Origin of the sequence: Magnetospirillum sp. WYHS-4 (assembly GCA_039908345.1) — a bacterium.
Classification (GTDB): Bacteria; Pseudomonadota; Alphaproteobacteria; order Rhodospirillales; family GLO-3; genus JAMOBD01.
This window is the reverse complement of sequence record JAMOBD010000033.1, coordinates 1-11966: the sequence shown is the minus strand read 5'-3', so window position 1 is coordinate 11966 and position 11966 is coordinate 1. Positions and strand designations below refer to the sequence as shown.

The window sequence follows — 11966 nt, the reverse complement described above, 5'->3', positions numbered from 1 at the left end:
GGCGAAGCCCGCCCATCTCGCCGCAATTCGTGCGGAGAAAATGGTTGTCGGCTGCGGCGAAGTGGACTAAATTCACCGCATTGCGTGCGGAGAACTTCCATGTCCATCTGGCAGGACGACGACTGGCCACGCTTCCGTTGGGACGCCGATTCTCTGTTGACCCCGCTGGCCGAGGCCCGCCACAAGCAGGGTCGACTACTGGGCCGGATGCGGCAGCTCGGTTTCGACCTTCAGCGCGAGGCTTCATTCCGGGCGACCGTCGAGGACGTGATCCGGACATCCGAGATCGAAGGCGAGAAACTGGACCCTGCCAGCGTCCGTTCCTCGGTGGCGCGCCGTCTCGGCTTGCCCGATGCGGGCCTCGCTCCACCCGACCGCAAGGTCGATGGTGTGGTCGAGATGATGCTGGATGCCATGCACAACCATGCCAACCCGTTGACGGCGGAACGCCTGTTCGCATGGCATGCCGCCTTGTTTCCCACCGGCTGCTCGGGCTTGCGCAAGATTATCGTTGGTGACTGGCGCAACGACAGGGATGGTCCCATGCAAGTGGTGTCCGGTCCCCTGGGTCGCCAGAAAGTGCATTACGAGGCGCCGCCGGCGAAGCGGCTTAAAACCGAGATGAAGCGCTTTCTCGCTTGGTTCAACGAGCCCCCGCCGATGGACGGACTTTTGCGCAGCGGGATCGCTCATCTGTGGTTCGTCACCATTCATCCCTTCGAGGATGGCAACGGCCGCATCGCGCGGGCCATCGCCGATCTGGCGTTGGCCCAGATGGAGGGCACCGGCCAACGCTTCTACAGCGTCTCGGCTCGGATTCAATCGATGCGCAATCGCTACTACGAAGTCCTGGAGCGGACCCAGAAGGGAAGCCTCGAGATATCATCCTGGCTTTCCTGGTTCGTGGACTGCTTCGGAGAGGCCATCGATGCGGCGGAAAAGAATAGCCGTTCCGTGCTGCACAAGGCCGAGTTATGGCAACGCTTCGCGGAGGAATCTCTCACGGCTCGCCAGAAGACCATCCTCAACCGCTTCATGGACGGTTTCGAGGGAAACCTGACGGCGCGCAAATGGGCAGCGCTCGGCAAGTGCTCGGTCGACACGGCCAACCGCGACATCAACGATCTGCTGGCGCGAGGACTTCTGGTTCGCAACCCTGGCGGAAGTCGGCGAACGTCTTACAGCGTGGCGGGGTTTGAAACCGTTCCGGCACCTGACGGTTAGAGCGGCCTCCGATCACGTTGCATACCCGCGCGTCTCCGGTAGGTTGGAGTTGCGACACGGCAACCTGACCGACGACGGCATCGCCCTGAAGGCGCTGGTTGAAAAGGCCTCCGATGCGGACCTGCTGCGCGAGATGATCGGGTTCCTGAACCGCCCCCTGGAGGGCGACTGGCCCTTCGTCTGGCTGGACGCCATCGACATCTGCACCGCCTTCGCCCAGGAGACCGAGGCCGCCGCCCGCCAGCTTGGGCCATGGTTGTGGCCTATAGCGGGAGTGGCTACTACCCCTTCGCCTTTCCCCCCTTGCGGAAGAAGCGGCGGCCGGTGGAGGGGCCCTTGGCGGCCTTGGCGGCCAGGATGGGGAGGGCGGCGTCCAGAGACAGGGATTCCGGCGCCGTGCCCTTGGGCAGGGTGGCACGCAGGCTGCCGTGCTGCACGTAAGGCCCGAAGCGGCCGTCGTGCAGGGTGACCGGGGCACCGTCTTCCGGATGCTTGCCCAGTTCCTTGGCTTCCTTCTTCCGGCCGGCGCCGGCCAGCAGGTCGACGGCCCGGTTCATGCCGATGCTCAGCACGTCGTCCGGTTCCTTCAGCGACACGTAGACGCGGCCGTGGCGGATGTAGGGGCCGAAGCGGCCGATGCCGGCGCTGATGGTCTGGCCGTCCTCCGGATGCTTGCCCAGGTCGCGCGGCAGGGCCAGCAGGGCCAGGGCGCGTTCCAGGTCGATCGCTTCCGGCGCCATGCCCTTGGGCAGCGAGGCCCGCTTGGGCTTGGTGTCTTCCGCCTTCTTCTTGCCCTTGGCCTTGGGAGCGCGCTTGGCCTCCCCCAACTGGACATAGGGGCCGTAGGGGCCCTTGCGGACCGTGACTTCGAGGCCGCTCTCGGGGTCGGTGCCGAGCACCCGGGTGGCATCTTCGACCGGCGTTTCGCCAGCCCCGTCGGCCCCCGCCTCGCCGGTCTCGCCCTTTTCCACCACCAGGCGGCGGGTGAAGCGGCAGTCGGGATAGTTGGAACAGCCGATGAAGGCCCCGTACTTGCCAAGCTTCAAGCTGAGCCTTCCGCCGCCGCAGGTCGGGCAGACGCGCGGGTCCCTTCCGTCCTCGCCTTCGTGGAAGAAGTGCGGCCCCAGCAGCCGGTCGAGCGCGTCCAGCACGTCGCGGGTGCGCAGTTCGCGGGTATCTTCCACCGCCTTGGCGAAGATGGCCCAGAATTCGGTGAGCACCGCCTTCCAGTCCATGCGCCCGCCGGAGATGTCGTCCAGTTCCTCTTCCAGATGGGCGGTGAAATCGTATTCCACGTAGCGGCCGAAGAAGCTGGTCAGGAAGGCGGTGACCAGGCGCCCCCGGTCCTCGGGAATGAAGCGCTGCTTGTCCAGGCGCACGTAGTCGCGGTCCTGCAGCACGGAAATGATCGAGGCGTAGGTGGACGGCCGGCCGATGCCCAGTTCTTCCAGGCGCTTCACCAAGCTGGCTTCGGAAAAGCGCGGCGGCGGCTGGGTGAAATGCTGTTCCGGGCGGATGCCCAGGCGGTCCAGGGCCTCGCCTTCCTTGAGGTCGGGCAGCAGCTTGTCCTCATCCCCGCTCTCATCGTCGTCACGGCCTTCCTGGTAAAGCCGGAAATAGCCGTCGAAGGCCACCACGGAGCCGGTGGCGCGCAGCAAGGCGCCCCGGTCGCCGGAAGCCACGTCCACCGACACCTGGTCGAGGATCGCCGATTCCATCTGGCTGGCCACGGTGCGCTTCCAGATCAGGCTGTAGAGCTTGAGCTGTTCCTCGCTCAGGTAGTTTTGCAGACTGTCGGGACGGCGCATCAGGTCGGTGGGGCGGATGGCCTCGTGGGCCTCCTGGGCGTTCTTGGCCTTGGTCTTGTAGATGCGGGGCGCCGCCGGCAGATAGGGGGCGCCGAAGTCGCGGCCGATCAGGTCGCGGGCCGCCCGGATGGCCTCATCGGCCATCTGCACGCCGTCGGTACGCATGTAGGTGATGAGCCCTACCGTCTCGCCGCCGATGGTGACGCCCTCGTAAAGCTTCTGCGCCACGTCCATGGTCCGGCGGGCGGAAAAGCGCAGCTTGCGCGCCGCTTCCTGCTGCAGGGTCGAGGTGGTGAAGGGCGGCGCCGGATGGCGCTTGGCCTTGCGGCGGTCGATGGCGGCGACCGAAAAGACGCGCGCCTCGATGGCCTTGACCGCGGCGATGGCTTGGGCTTGCGATCCCAGGGCCATCTTGTCCAGCTTCTCGCCGTTCAGCCCCACCAGTTGCGCGGTCAACCGCGCCCCGCCCTTGGTGGCGAAGTCGGCGGCGACGGTCCAGTATTCCTGCGCCTTGAAGGCCTCGATCTCGGCCTCGCGCTCGCAGATCAGGCGCAACGCCACCGACTGCACCCGCCCGGCCGACCGCGAGCCCGGCAGCTTGCGCCATAGCACCGGCGACAGCGTGAAGCCGACCAGGTAGTCCAGCGCCCGGCGGGCCAGATAGGCTTCCACCAAAGGGGTGTCCAACTCGCGCGGCTGGGTGAAGGCATGCTGGATGGCGGTCTTGGTGATCTCGTTGAACACCACCCGCTTGACCTCGACGCCGCCCAAGGCCTTCTTCTGCGCCAGCACCTCGCGCACGTGCCAGGAGATGGCCTCGCCTTCCCGGTCGGGGTCGGTGGCGAGGAACAGCCGGCCCGCCCCCTTCACCGCCTGGGCGATGGCGTCGATATGTTTCTTGGCCTTGGCGTCGACCTCCCAGTCCATGGCGAAGCCCTCGTCGGGCCGCACGGAGCCGTCCTTGGACGGCAGGTCGCGGATATGGCCGTAGCTCGCCAGCACCGTGAAGCCGGAACCGAGATACTTGTTGATGGTCTTCGCCTTGGCGGGCGACTCGACGACGACGACGTCCATGGAATCCGTTCAGGCTGAGCGCAGGATTGAAACCCGGTTGCCGGGATGGCGCTCCAGACGACCCGCGAGTTCCAACTCGAGGAGCGCCGACAGCACCACCGCCACCGGTAATTGGCAGGCGGCGACGATTTCGTCAACCTCGATGGCGGTCGTATTCAACAGGGACTCGATTCGGCGGCGGGCCGATTCGACTTCGGCCTCCGCCGGCGGTTTGGCGAAAAGGTCCCGTACCTCCATACGCTTACGTTCCTTCAGCGGGGTCGCCATCAAGGGCTTCAGGGCGGCCAGAACGTCTTCCGCGGATTCGGTCAGCACGGCGCCCTGGCGGATCAAGTCGTTGGTTCCGGCGCTACGCGGATCGAGCGGCGAGCCGGGCACGGCGAAGACCTCGCGTCCCTGTTCGCCGGCCATGCGGGCGGTTATCAGGGACCCCGACCGCTTGCCGGCTTCCACCACCACTACACCCCGCGCCATACCGGAAATGATGCGGTTGCGGCGCGGGAAGTGGCTGGCCAACGGCTGGGTGCCGACCGGGGCCTCGGCGACGATGGCGCCTTCGGCGACCAGGCGTTCGTAAAGCTTGGCGTTCTCCTTGGGATAGACCACGTCGACTCCGCCGCCGACTACGCCCACGGTTCCCGTCGCCAGGGCACCTTCGTGGGCGGCGGCGTCGATGCCGCGCGCCAGGCCCGAGACCACGAGAAGCCCGCCCTGCCCAAGGTCGGCGGCGATCCTCTGGGCCAGCCGGCAGCCGTTCAGGGAGGCATTGCGCGACCCCACCACCGCTACCGCGCGCTTGCGCAATAGGTGAGGATGACCCAACACCGCCAGCAGGGGCGGCGGGTCCTCGACTTGGGCCAGCAGGGGCGGGTAGTCCTGTTCTCCTGCCGCCACCCAGCATCCACCGAGCCCGATCAGGGCCTCGAATTCCTTTTTCGCGTCGGCGGGGCTGCAGACCTTGATGCGTTCGGCGCGCCCGCCGCGCCGGGCCAGTTCGGGCAGGGCCTTGAGGGCTGCCGCCGCCGTGCCGAAGCGCTCGAGCAACCGGAAAAAGGTCACCGGACCGACGTTCTCGCTACGGATCAGCCGCAGCCAGTCCAGCTTGATCGAATCCGACAGTTCCGGCCCCCGGCTCTCGCTCATGACGGGAAGGGTGCCCCTTCGCTCTTCGCCCGTCAAGGCGGCTTGCGCATTAGGCCGGGGGACATAGAATGCGGCGTCACGATTTCCAAGGGGGGTTCCCATGCGCGCCATCCTGATCCTCGTCGGCCTGCTGGCGGCCACTGCCCTTGAGGCGGCGGAAAAACAGGACGTCACCAAGATCACCTGCGGCGAGCGTCCGAGCATCGAGGAAACCATGTGGCTGGTCTACTGGATCGACGGCTACCTGAGCGGCCGCAAGGGCGAGGCCAAATACAGCGACAGCTGGGTCGAACTGGTCGGCGAGACGGTCGAGGAGGAGTGCAAGAAGAACCCCGAACGTACCCTCTATTCCATCGTCGAGGAACGGCGGAAACGGCGGTAGGCCTGCCAGCCGGGCCCCGACCCTAAATGCCGGTTTTCAGTTCCAGGCGGCGGAATCCCTCGCTCGCGTCGGGCCGATAGGCCTGCGGGATGCCCGCCTTGCCATCTCGCACCGCCACCACCAGCCAGACCAGTTCCGGTTCCCAGACCATGACGCGGTCGGCCGCCGACGGTGCCGCCGGCCCGTCGGGATGGGAATGGTAATGGCCGACCAAGGCTTCTCCGGTCGCCCGCAGCGACCGCATCAAATCGAAGCGGACTTGCGGAGAAACCTCGAACGAACGGCGCCGGTCGCCTTCGGCCAGATTCGGGCTGGGCACGTGGCGGACCACCGCCACCCGGCCGTTCGCCTCGACGCTTCCCACCAGCAGGCCGCAGCATTCCTCAGGATAGGCCGCCTCGGCCTGGGCCCGGATGGCCGCCAGGACGGAAGCCGGCAGGGCGATCATTTCGCCCGGGTGTCGACGGTACCCAGCAGCCGGCCCGCCGCCACGTCCACCACCGCCACCACGCCGCAATCGCCGCGCAGGTAGAGCCGGCCGCCCTGGGGCCGCATCTCGGCCAAGCCGCAACCGGCCGGCAAGGGGGCGAGCAGGGCGCCGAAGGGCAGGGCGCCGTCTGCCGGGGCAGCCGGAGGCCCGTCCGCCTCGTGCGGCCGTTCCGCCGTCGGCGACGATGCGAAGAGTTTGAAGTCGGGATGTTGGGACTTGTAGTAAAGTCCGTAGGCGAGCGCTCCCATGCTCAGCACGATGGCGATGCCCAAACCGACGACGATGGCCTTCAATCCCTGCATGGTTCACCCGATATGACCGACGATTCCACTCCCACATATACCGTCGCGGTGCCTGACGACAAGGCCGGCTGGCGTCTGGACAAGCTTTTGGCCGATGCCCTGCCCGAGTTGTCGCGCACCCGCTTGAAGGCCCTCATCCTCGATGGCCGGGTGACCTTCGGCGGCTGCAGCTGCGGCCAGGGGGTGGCCTTGCGCGATCCCGACTACCGCGTCCAGGAGGCCCAGAGCTTCCGCATCCGGGTTCCCGCGCCGACGCCCGCCGGGCTGCCCGCCCAGGCCATGGACCTGGCCATCGTCTACGAGGACGACGAACTGATCGTGCTCGACAAGCCGGCCGGTCTGGTCGTCCACCCCGCTCCCGGCAATCCCGACCAGACCCTGGTAAACGCCTTGCTTGCCCATTGCGGCGAGAGCCTGAAGGGTATCGGCGGCGTGGAGCGGCCGGGCATCGTCCATCGCCTCGACAAGGACACCAGCGGCCTGATGGTGGTCGCCAAGACCGAACAGGCCCACCGCGGCCTGGCCGCCCAGTTTGCCGTCCATAGCCTGGAGCGGGTCTATCACGCCGTCGTCTGGGGCGTACCGTCGCCCCGCCAGGGCGAGATCGCCGGCAACATCGGCCGCAGCCCCCGCAACCGCAAGAAGATGGCCGTGGTGGCGAAGGGCGGCAAGCCGGCGCTCACCCGCTACCGGGTGCTCAGGACCTTCGGCGACACGGCCTCCCTGGTGGAATGCCGGCTGGCGACGGGGCGTACCCACCAGATCAGGGTTCATATGGCGAGCCTGGGCCATCCGGTGATCGGCGATCCCCTCTATGGGGGCAATAGCCGCCAGAAACTGAAAGCTCTGCTCCCGGAAACCGGTAGGATCGTCGCCGATTTCAAGCGTCAGGCTCTTCACGCCCTTGTGATTGGATTTGAGCACCCAAAAACCCAAAAAGTCCTGAGGTTTGAAAGCATTTTACCACGTGATATCATTATGTTAATAGGTGTTTTAGAAGTACTTTAGGTGCCACTATACTTGAGCGCCACAGTCGGATATGATGTCTCTGTCCTGAGTGATCCCGTGCCATCGTCTCAGACGGGATCGCGCGTAGGACTTGGCAATTCAGGCGAGGGTGCGTGTCATGTCGGCCATGGCTTTCCATCTCGATCTTTCCCCCGAGAACAACCTGACCCGCTACCTCCAGGCCATTCGGAAATTTCCGATGCTCGAGCCTGAGGAGGAACTGGATCTGGCGCGTCGTTGGCGCGAGAACGGCGACGAGGCCGCCGCCCACCGCTTGGTCACCAGTCATCTGCGCCTGGTCGCCAAGATCGCCATGGGCTATCGCGGCTACGGCCTGCCGGTGGGCGAGTTGATCTCGGAAGGCAATGTCGGGATCATGCAGGCGGTACGCCGCTTCGACCCCGACCGGGGCTTCCGCCTGGCCACCTACGCCATGTGGTGGATCCGCGCGGCGATCCAGGAATACATCCTGCACTCCTGGTCGTTGGTGAAGATGGGAACCACCGCCGCCCAGAAGAAGCTGTTCTTCAATCTGCGGCGCCTGAAGGGCCAGATGCGGGCCATCGAAGACGGCGACCTGTCGCCCGAAGTAATCAAGGAGATCGCCCGGCGCCTGGGGGTCCACGAGGCCGAGGTCCGCAGCATGAACGGCCGGCTGTCCAGCCCGGACCATTCCTTGAACATGGCGGTGCGGGAAGACGGCGAGGGCGAATGGCAGGATTGGCTGGTCGACGACACCCCCGACCAGGAGACCCGCCTGTCCGAACGCCAGGAAACCGACGACCGCCACCATCTCCTGCAGGGCGCCATGGCGGGCCTGTCGGAACGCGAGCGCGGCATCCTGGAGGAACGGCGGCTGAAGGAATATCCGGCGACACTGGAACTGCTCAGCCAGCGCTACGGCATCTCGCGCGAACGGGTGCGCCAGATCGAGGTCCGCGCCTTCGAGAAGCTGCAGCGCTCCGTCCGCCACGCGGTGCAGGACCGCCAAGCGGGAAGCCGGATGATGGCCAATTGACGGGATATCACGGGGAGCCTTGCGGGGCTCCCCAATCCCCGTTGCCTCCCCGGTCCGGCGGGGCTACCTTCCGGGCATGATCGACACCAGCCCCCTCGCCCCCCATGCCTGCCGGCCCGAGGACAGCCGCGGTCGGCTGTATCCGGAACCGGAGAGCGCCACGCGCACCTGTTTCCAGCGCGACCGCGACCGCATCATTCATTCGGCCGCCTTCCGCCGCCTGGAATACAAGACCCAGGTCTTCGTCAACCACGAAGGCGATTTCTTCCGCACCCGCCTCACCCATTCCCTGGAGGTCTCGCAGATCGCCCGTTCGGTCTGCCGGGCGCTCCGGCTCAACGAGGATCTGGCGGAAGCCCTGGCGCTCGCCCATGACCTGGGCCATCCTCCCTTCGGACATGCGGGCGAGGACGCCCTGAAGGAGATGATGGAACCCTTCGGCGGCTTCGATCACAACGCCCAGTCGCTACGGGTCGTCACCCGCCTGGAGGCCCGCTATGCCGAGTTCGACGGCCTCAACCTGACCTGGGAAGCCCTGGAAGGGGTGGTCAAGCACAACGGTCCCCTGAAGGGCGCGCCGCCGCGCGCCATCGCCGAGTACCTGCCCATCCACGACCTGGAAATCCATACCTACGCCGGCCCCGAGGCGCAGATCGCCGCCCTGGCCGACGACATCGCCTACAATAACCACGACATCGACGACGGCCTGCGGGCCGGCCTGTTCACCGTCGATGACCTGCGGGACGTGCCGCTGGCGGGGCCGGTCTTCGCCGAGGTGCGCCAAGCCTACCCCGATCTGGACGAATCCCGCCTGATTCACGAATCGGTGCGGCGCATGATCGGGGTGATGGTGGAAGACCTGCTGGCCGAAACCGCCCGCCGCCTTCGGGATGCCTCGCCCCGCTCGCCGGACGACGTTCGCCGGCTCAAGGCTCCGGTGGCCGCCTTCTCGGATCGCATGCGGGCGCACGACCGGGGCCTGAAGGAATTCCTGTTCGTCCACATGTACCGCCACTATCGGCTCAACCGCATGACCAGCAAGGCGCGCCGGGTGGTCAAGGACCTCTTCAAGCTGCTCCTCGACGAGCCCCAGTGCCTGCCCACCGAATGGCGCCTCCAGGCCAAGGGGCCGGGAGACACCGCCACCGCCCAATTGGTCGCCGACTATCTGGCCGGCATGACCGACCGCTACGCCCTCGACGAACATCGCCAGCTCTTCGACCTCCAGGCCCGCATCTCATGACCTTGAACTTGTTCCACCATTTCCGCGGCGAGATCGTCGCCATCCTCGATTCCCTCATGGCTGGCGGTATTCTGCCTGCCGGACTCGCCACCGGACGCATCGCCGTCGATCCACCGCGCGAGGAAGCCCACGGCGACTTGGCGACCAACGCGGCCATGGTGCTGGCCAAGGACGCCGGCATGAAGCCCCGCGACCTGGCGGAACTTCTGGCGCCGCGTCTGAAGGCCCTGCCCCAGGTGACCGGCGTCGAGATCGCCGGGCCCGGCTTCATCAATCTGCGCCTGGCCGACGGTTTCTGGTGCGAACGCTTGCGGGACGTGCTGCGCGCCGGGGCCGCCTACGGGGATTCCCCGATCGGCGCTGGCGCGTCGGTGAACGTCGAATACGTATCCGCAAACCCCACCGGCCCCATGCATGTGGGCCACGGGCGCGGCGCCGTGGTCGGCGACGTGCTGGCGGGGCTGCTGGAAAAAGCCGGCTACAAGGTAACTCGCGAGTACTACATCAACGACGCCGGGGCCCAGGTGGACATGCTTGCCCGCTCGCTCCACCTGCGTTACCGGGAAGTCCTGGGCGAGGAGATCGGGGCCATTCCCGAGGGGCTCTATCCCGGCGAATACCTGAAGCCGGCGGCGGCCAAGCTGGCGGCCGTGGACGGCGAACGCTGGCGGGATATGCCGGAAGCCGAATGGCTGGAGCCCGTCCGCGCCTTCGCCCGCGACGAGATGATGGCCCTGATCCGGGAGGATCTGGCGGCGCTGGGAGTGCGCCACGACGTCTTCACGTCCGAACTGGCCCTGGCACGGGCCGGCAAGGTCAAGGCGGCGCTGGACGACCTGGCGGCGCGCGGGCTGGTCTACCAGGGCGTGCTGGAGCCCCCCAAGGGCAAGCTGCCCGACGACTGGGAACCGCGCGAGCAGACCCTGTTCCGTGCCACCCTGTTCGGCGACGACGTGGACCGGCCGGTGATGAAGTCGGACGGGTCCTGGACCTACTTCGCCACCGACATGGCCTATCATCGCGACAAGTTCGAACGCGGCTTCGCCGGGATGATCGACGTCTGGGGCGCCGATCACGGCGGCTACGTCAAACGCATGCAGGCGGCCGTCAAGGCGCTGACCGGAGGCAAGGGCGACCTGGACGTCAAGCTCTGCCAGATGGTCAATCTGCTGGAGAACGGCGAGCCGGTGAAGATGTCCAAGCGCGCCGGCACCTTCGTCACCCTGCGCGACGTCATCGACCGGGTGGGCAAGGACGTGGTGCGCTTCATCATGCTGACCCGCAAGAACGACGCCCAACTGGATTTCGACCTCGCCAAGGTGCTGGAGCAGTCCAAGGACAACCCGGTCTTCTACGTCCAGTACGCCCACGCCCGCGTCCATTCGGTGCTGCGCTTGGCGACCGAGCACTTCTCCCCCGCCGAACTGGCCGCCGGGGCCCTGGCCGAAGCCGAGTTCGGCCAACTGCGCGATCCGGCCGAAATCGCCCTGATGCGCACCATGGCGGCCTGGCCGCGCCTGATCGAGGGCGCCGCCCTTGCGCACGAGCCGCACCGCCTGGCCTATTACCTGGAAGACTTGGCCGCGCGCTTCCACGCCCTTTGGAACAAGGGCAAGGACGATGCCGAGTTGCGTTTCCTCCTTCCCGATAACCGACCGTTAACCCTTGCCCGTCTAGGCTTGATCCAGGCCGTAGCCCTGGTGATCGCTTCGGGATTGAAGGTGTTCGGGGTTACGCCGGTCGAGGAGATGAGATGACCGCGGACCGCCATGACCCCCGATTCGGCGAGCAGGACTCCGTTCGCCCCCCGGAATTCGCCGCCATGCCCTCCCCGCAGGAGGAACTGGGCCCGTTGGGCCTGGAATTCGAATCGGTGCTGGCGCCCAAGCCGCGTCGCCGCACCGGGCTGAGGCTGTTCCTCGCCTTCGTGGCCCTGATGGTGGCGGGCGGTGCCGCCGGCTGGTATCTGCTGGGCGACCGGCTCCGATCGGCCGAATCGGGCGGCGACGTGCCTACCGTGCGGGCCGAACTGTCGCCCGCCAAGATGCGGCCCGAAAATCCGGGCGGCATGGACGTTCCCAACCGCGACAAGACCATCTACGACCAATTGGGGTCCGGCGAAGCCAAGGAAGGCAAGGTCGAGCGCCTGTTGCCACCTCCCGAGGAACCCCAAGCACCGCAGCCCGCGCCCGTTCCGCCTCCGGCTATCGCCGCCGTGCCGTCGGAACCGCCGCCGCCGCCGGCCGCTCCCGATCCCACGGCGCCCCTGCCGCG

The 11966-nt window shown here is 66.9% G+C and carries 11 protein-coding genes; 7 read left to right on the top strand and 4 right to left on the bottom strand.

All coding sequences use genetic code 11. The features are described from left to right. Positions 1–99: 99 nt before the first annotated feature. Positions 100–1224 (top strand): Fic family protein, encoded by a 1125-nt coding sequence (locus H7841_10580; GenBank protein MEO5337324.1) that lies wholly within the window; start codon positions 100–102, stop codon positions 1222–1224. Positions 1225–1505: 281 nt separating this feature from the next. Here H7841_10580 and topA read toward each other — a convergent pair whose 3' ends face one another. Both topA and dprA read right to left on the bottom strand, forming a co-directional pair. Then, positions 1506–4106: a type I DNA topoisomerase gene (topA, locus tag H7841_10575; protein MEO5337323.1), complete on the bottom strand. Its 2601-nt coding sequence runs from the start codon at positions 4104–4106 to the stop codon at positions 1506–1508. A gap of 9 nt (positions 4107–4115) precedes the next feature. After that, positions 4116–5249: a DNA-processing protein DprA gene (gene dprA, locus H7841_10570; GenBank protein ID MEO5337322.1), complete on the bottom strand. Its 1134-nt coding sequence runs from the start codon at positions 5247–5249 to the stop codon at positions 4116–4118. Between the two features lie 100 nt (positions 5250–5349). Here dprA and H7841_10565 point away from each other — a divergent pair, with 100 nt between their 5' ends. Beyond that, positions 5350–5631 (top strand): HdeA family protein, encoded by a 282-nt coding sequence (locus tag H7841_10565; GenBank protein MEO5337321.1) that lies wholly within the window; start codon positions 5350–5352, stop codon positions 5629–5631. 22 nt (positions 5632–5653) lie between these two features. Here the strand turns inward: H7841_10565 and H7841_10560 are convergent, their stop codons facing one another. Continuing rightward, positions 5654–6079, bottom strand: coding sequence for a M67 family metallopeptidase (locus tag H7841_10560; GenBank protein MEO5337320.1), 426 nt, complete (start codon positions 6077–6079; stop codon positions 5654–5656). After that, a complete protein-coding gene (locus H7841_10555) occupies positions 6076–6423 on the bottom strand; it encodes a hypothetical protein (GenBank protein ID MEO5337319.1) in 348 nt (115 codons plus the stop codon). The genes H7841_10560 and H7841_10555 overlap by 4 nt, the downstream gene beginning before the upstream one ends. Positions 6424–6435: 12 nt before the next feature. On the opposite strand from H7841_10555, the gene H7841_10550 reads away from it, so the two are divergent. The 5 genes from H7841_10550 to H7841_10530 form a co-directional block, all read left to right on the top strand. Continuing rightward, entirely contained in the window at positions 6436–7431 is a 996-nt protein-coding gene (locus tag H7841_10550; GenBank protein ID MEO5337318.1) for an RluA family pseudouridine synthase, read from the top strand. 118 nt (positions 7432–7549) lie between these two features. Then, positions 7550–8449: an RNA polymerase sigma factor RpoH gene (gene rpoH, locus H7841_10545; protein MEO5337317.1), complete on the top strand. Its 900-nt coding sequence runs from the start codon at positions 7550–7552 to the stop codon at positions 8447–8449. 76 nt (positions 8450–8525) lie between these two features. Then, positions 8526–9692, top strand: coding sequence for a deoxyguanosinetriphosphate triphosphohydrolase (locus tag H7841_10540; protein ID MEO5337316.1), 1167 nt, complete (start codon positions 8526–8528; stop codon positions 9690–9692). Between the two features lie 2 nt (positions 9693–9694). Then, complete coding sequence (gene argS / locus H7841_10535) at positions 9695–11449, top strand: arginine--tRNA ligase (protein ID MEO5337315.1); 1755 nt, start codon at positions 9695–9697, stop codon at positions 11447–11449. Beyond that, the coding region (locus H7841_10530; GenBank protein MEO5337314.1) for a hypothetical protein at positions 11446–11966 on the top strand (521 nt) is incomplete at its 3' end. The genes argS and H7841_10530, both read left to right, overlap by 4 nt.

Bases quoted from the DNA above. Each gene is read 5' to 3' on its own strand.
- H7841_10580 (MEO5337324.1), top strand. From the start codon at position 100: ATGTCCATCTGGCAGGACGACGACTGGCCACGCTTCCGTTGGGACGCC.
- H7841_10550 (MEO5337318.1), top strand. From the start codon at position 6,436: ATGACCGACGATTCCACTCCCACATATACCGTCGCGGTGCCTGACGAC.
- H7841_10560 (MEO5337320.1), bottom strand. From the start codon at position 6,079: ATGATCGCCCTGCCGGCTTCCGTCCTGGCGGCCATCCGGGCCCAGGCC.
- dprA (MEO5337322.1), bottom strand. From the start codon at position 5,249: ATGAGCGAGAGCCGGGGGCCGGAACTGTCGGATTCGATCAAGCTGGAC.
- H7841_10555 (MEO5337319.1), bottom strand. From the start codon at position 6,423: ATGCAGGGATTGAAGGCCATCGTCGTCGGTTTGGGCATCGCCATCGTG.
- H7841_10565 (MEO5337321.1), top strand. From the start codon at position 5,350: ATGCGCGCCATCCTGATCCTCGTCGGCCTGCTGGCGGCCACTGCCCTT.
- rpoH (MEO5337317.1), top strand. From the start codon at position 7,550: ATGTCGGCCATGGCTTTCCATCTCGATCTTTCCCCCGAGAACAACCTG.
- H7841_10540 (MEO5337316.1), top strand. From the start codon at position 8,526: ATGATCGACACCAGCCCCCTCGCCCCCCATGCCTGCCGGCCCGAGGAC.
- topA (MEO5337323.1), bottom strand. From the start codon at position 4,106: ATGGACGTCGTCGTCGTCGAGTCGCCCGCCAAGGCGAAGACCATCAAC.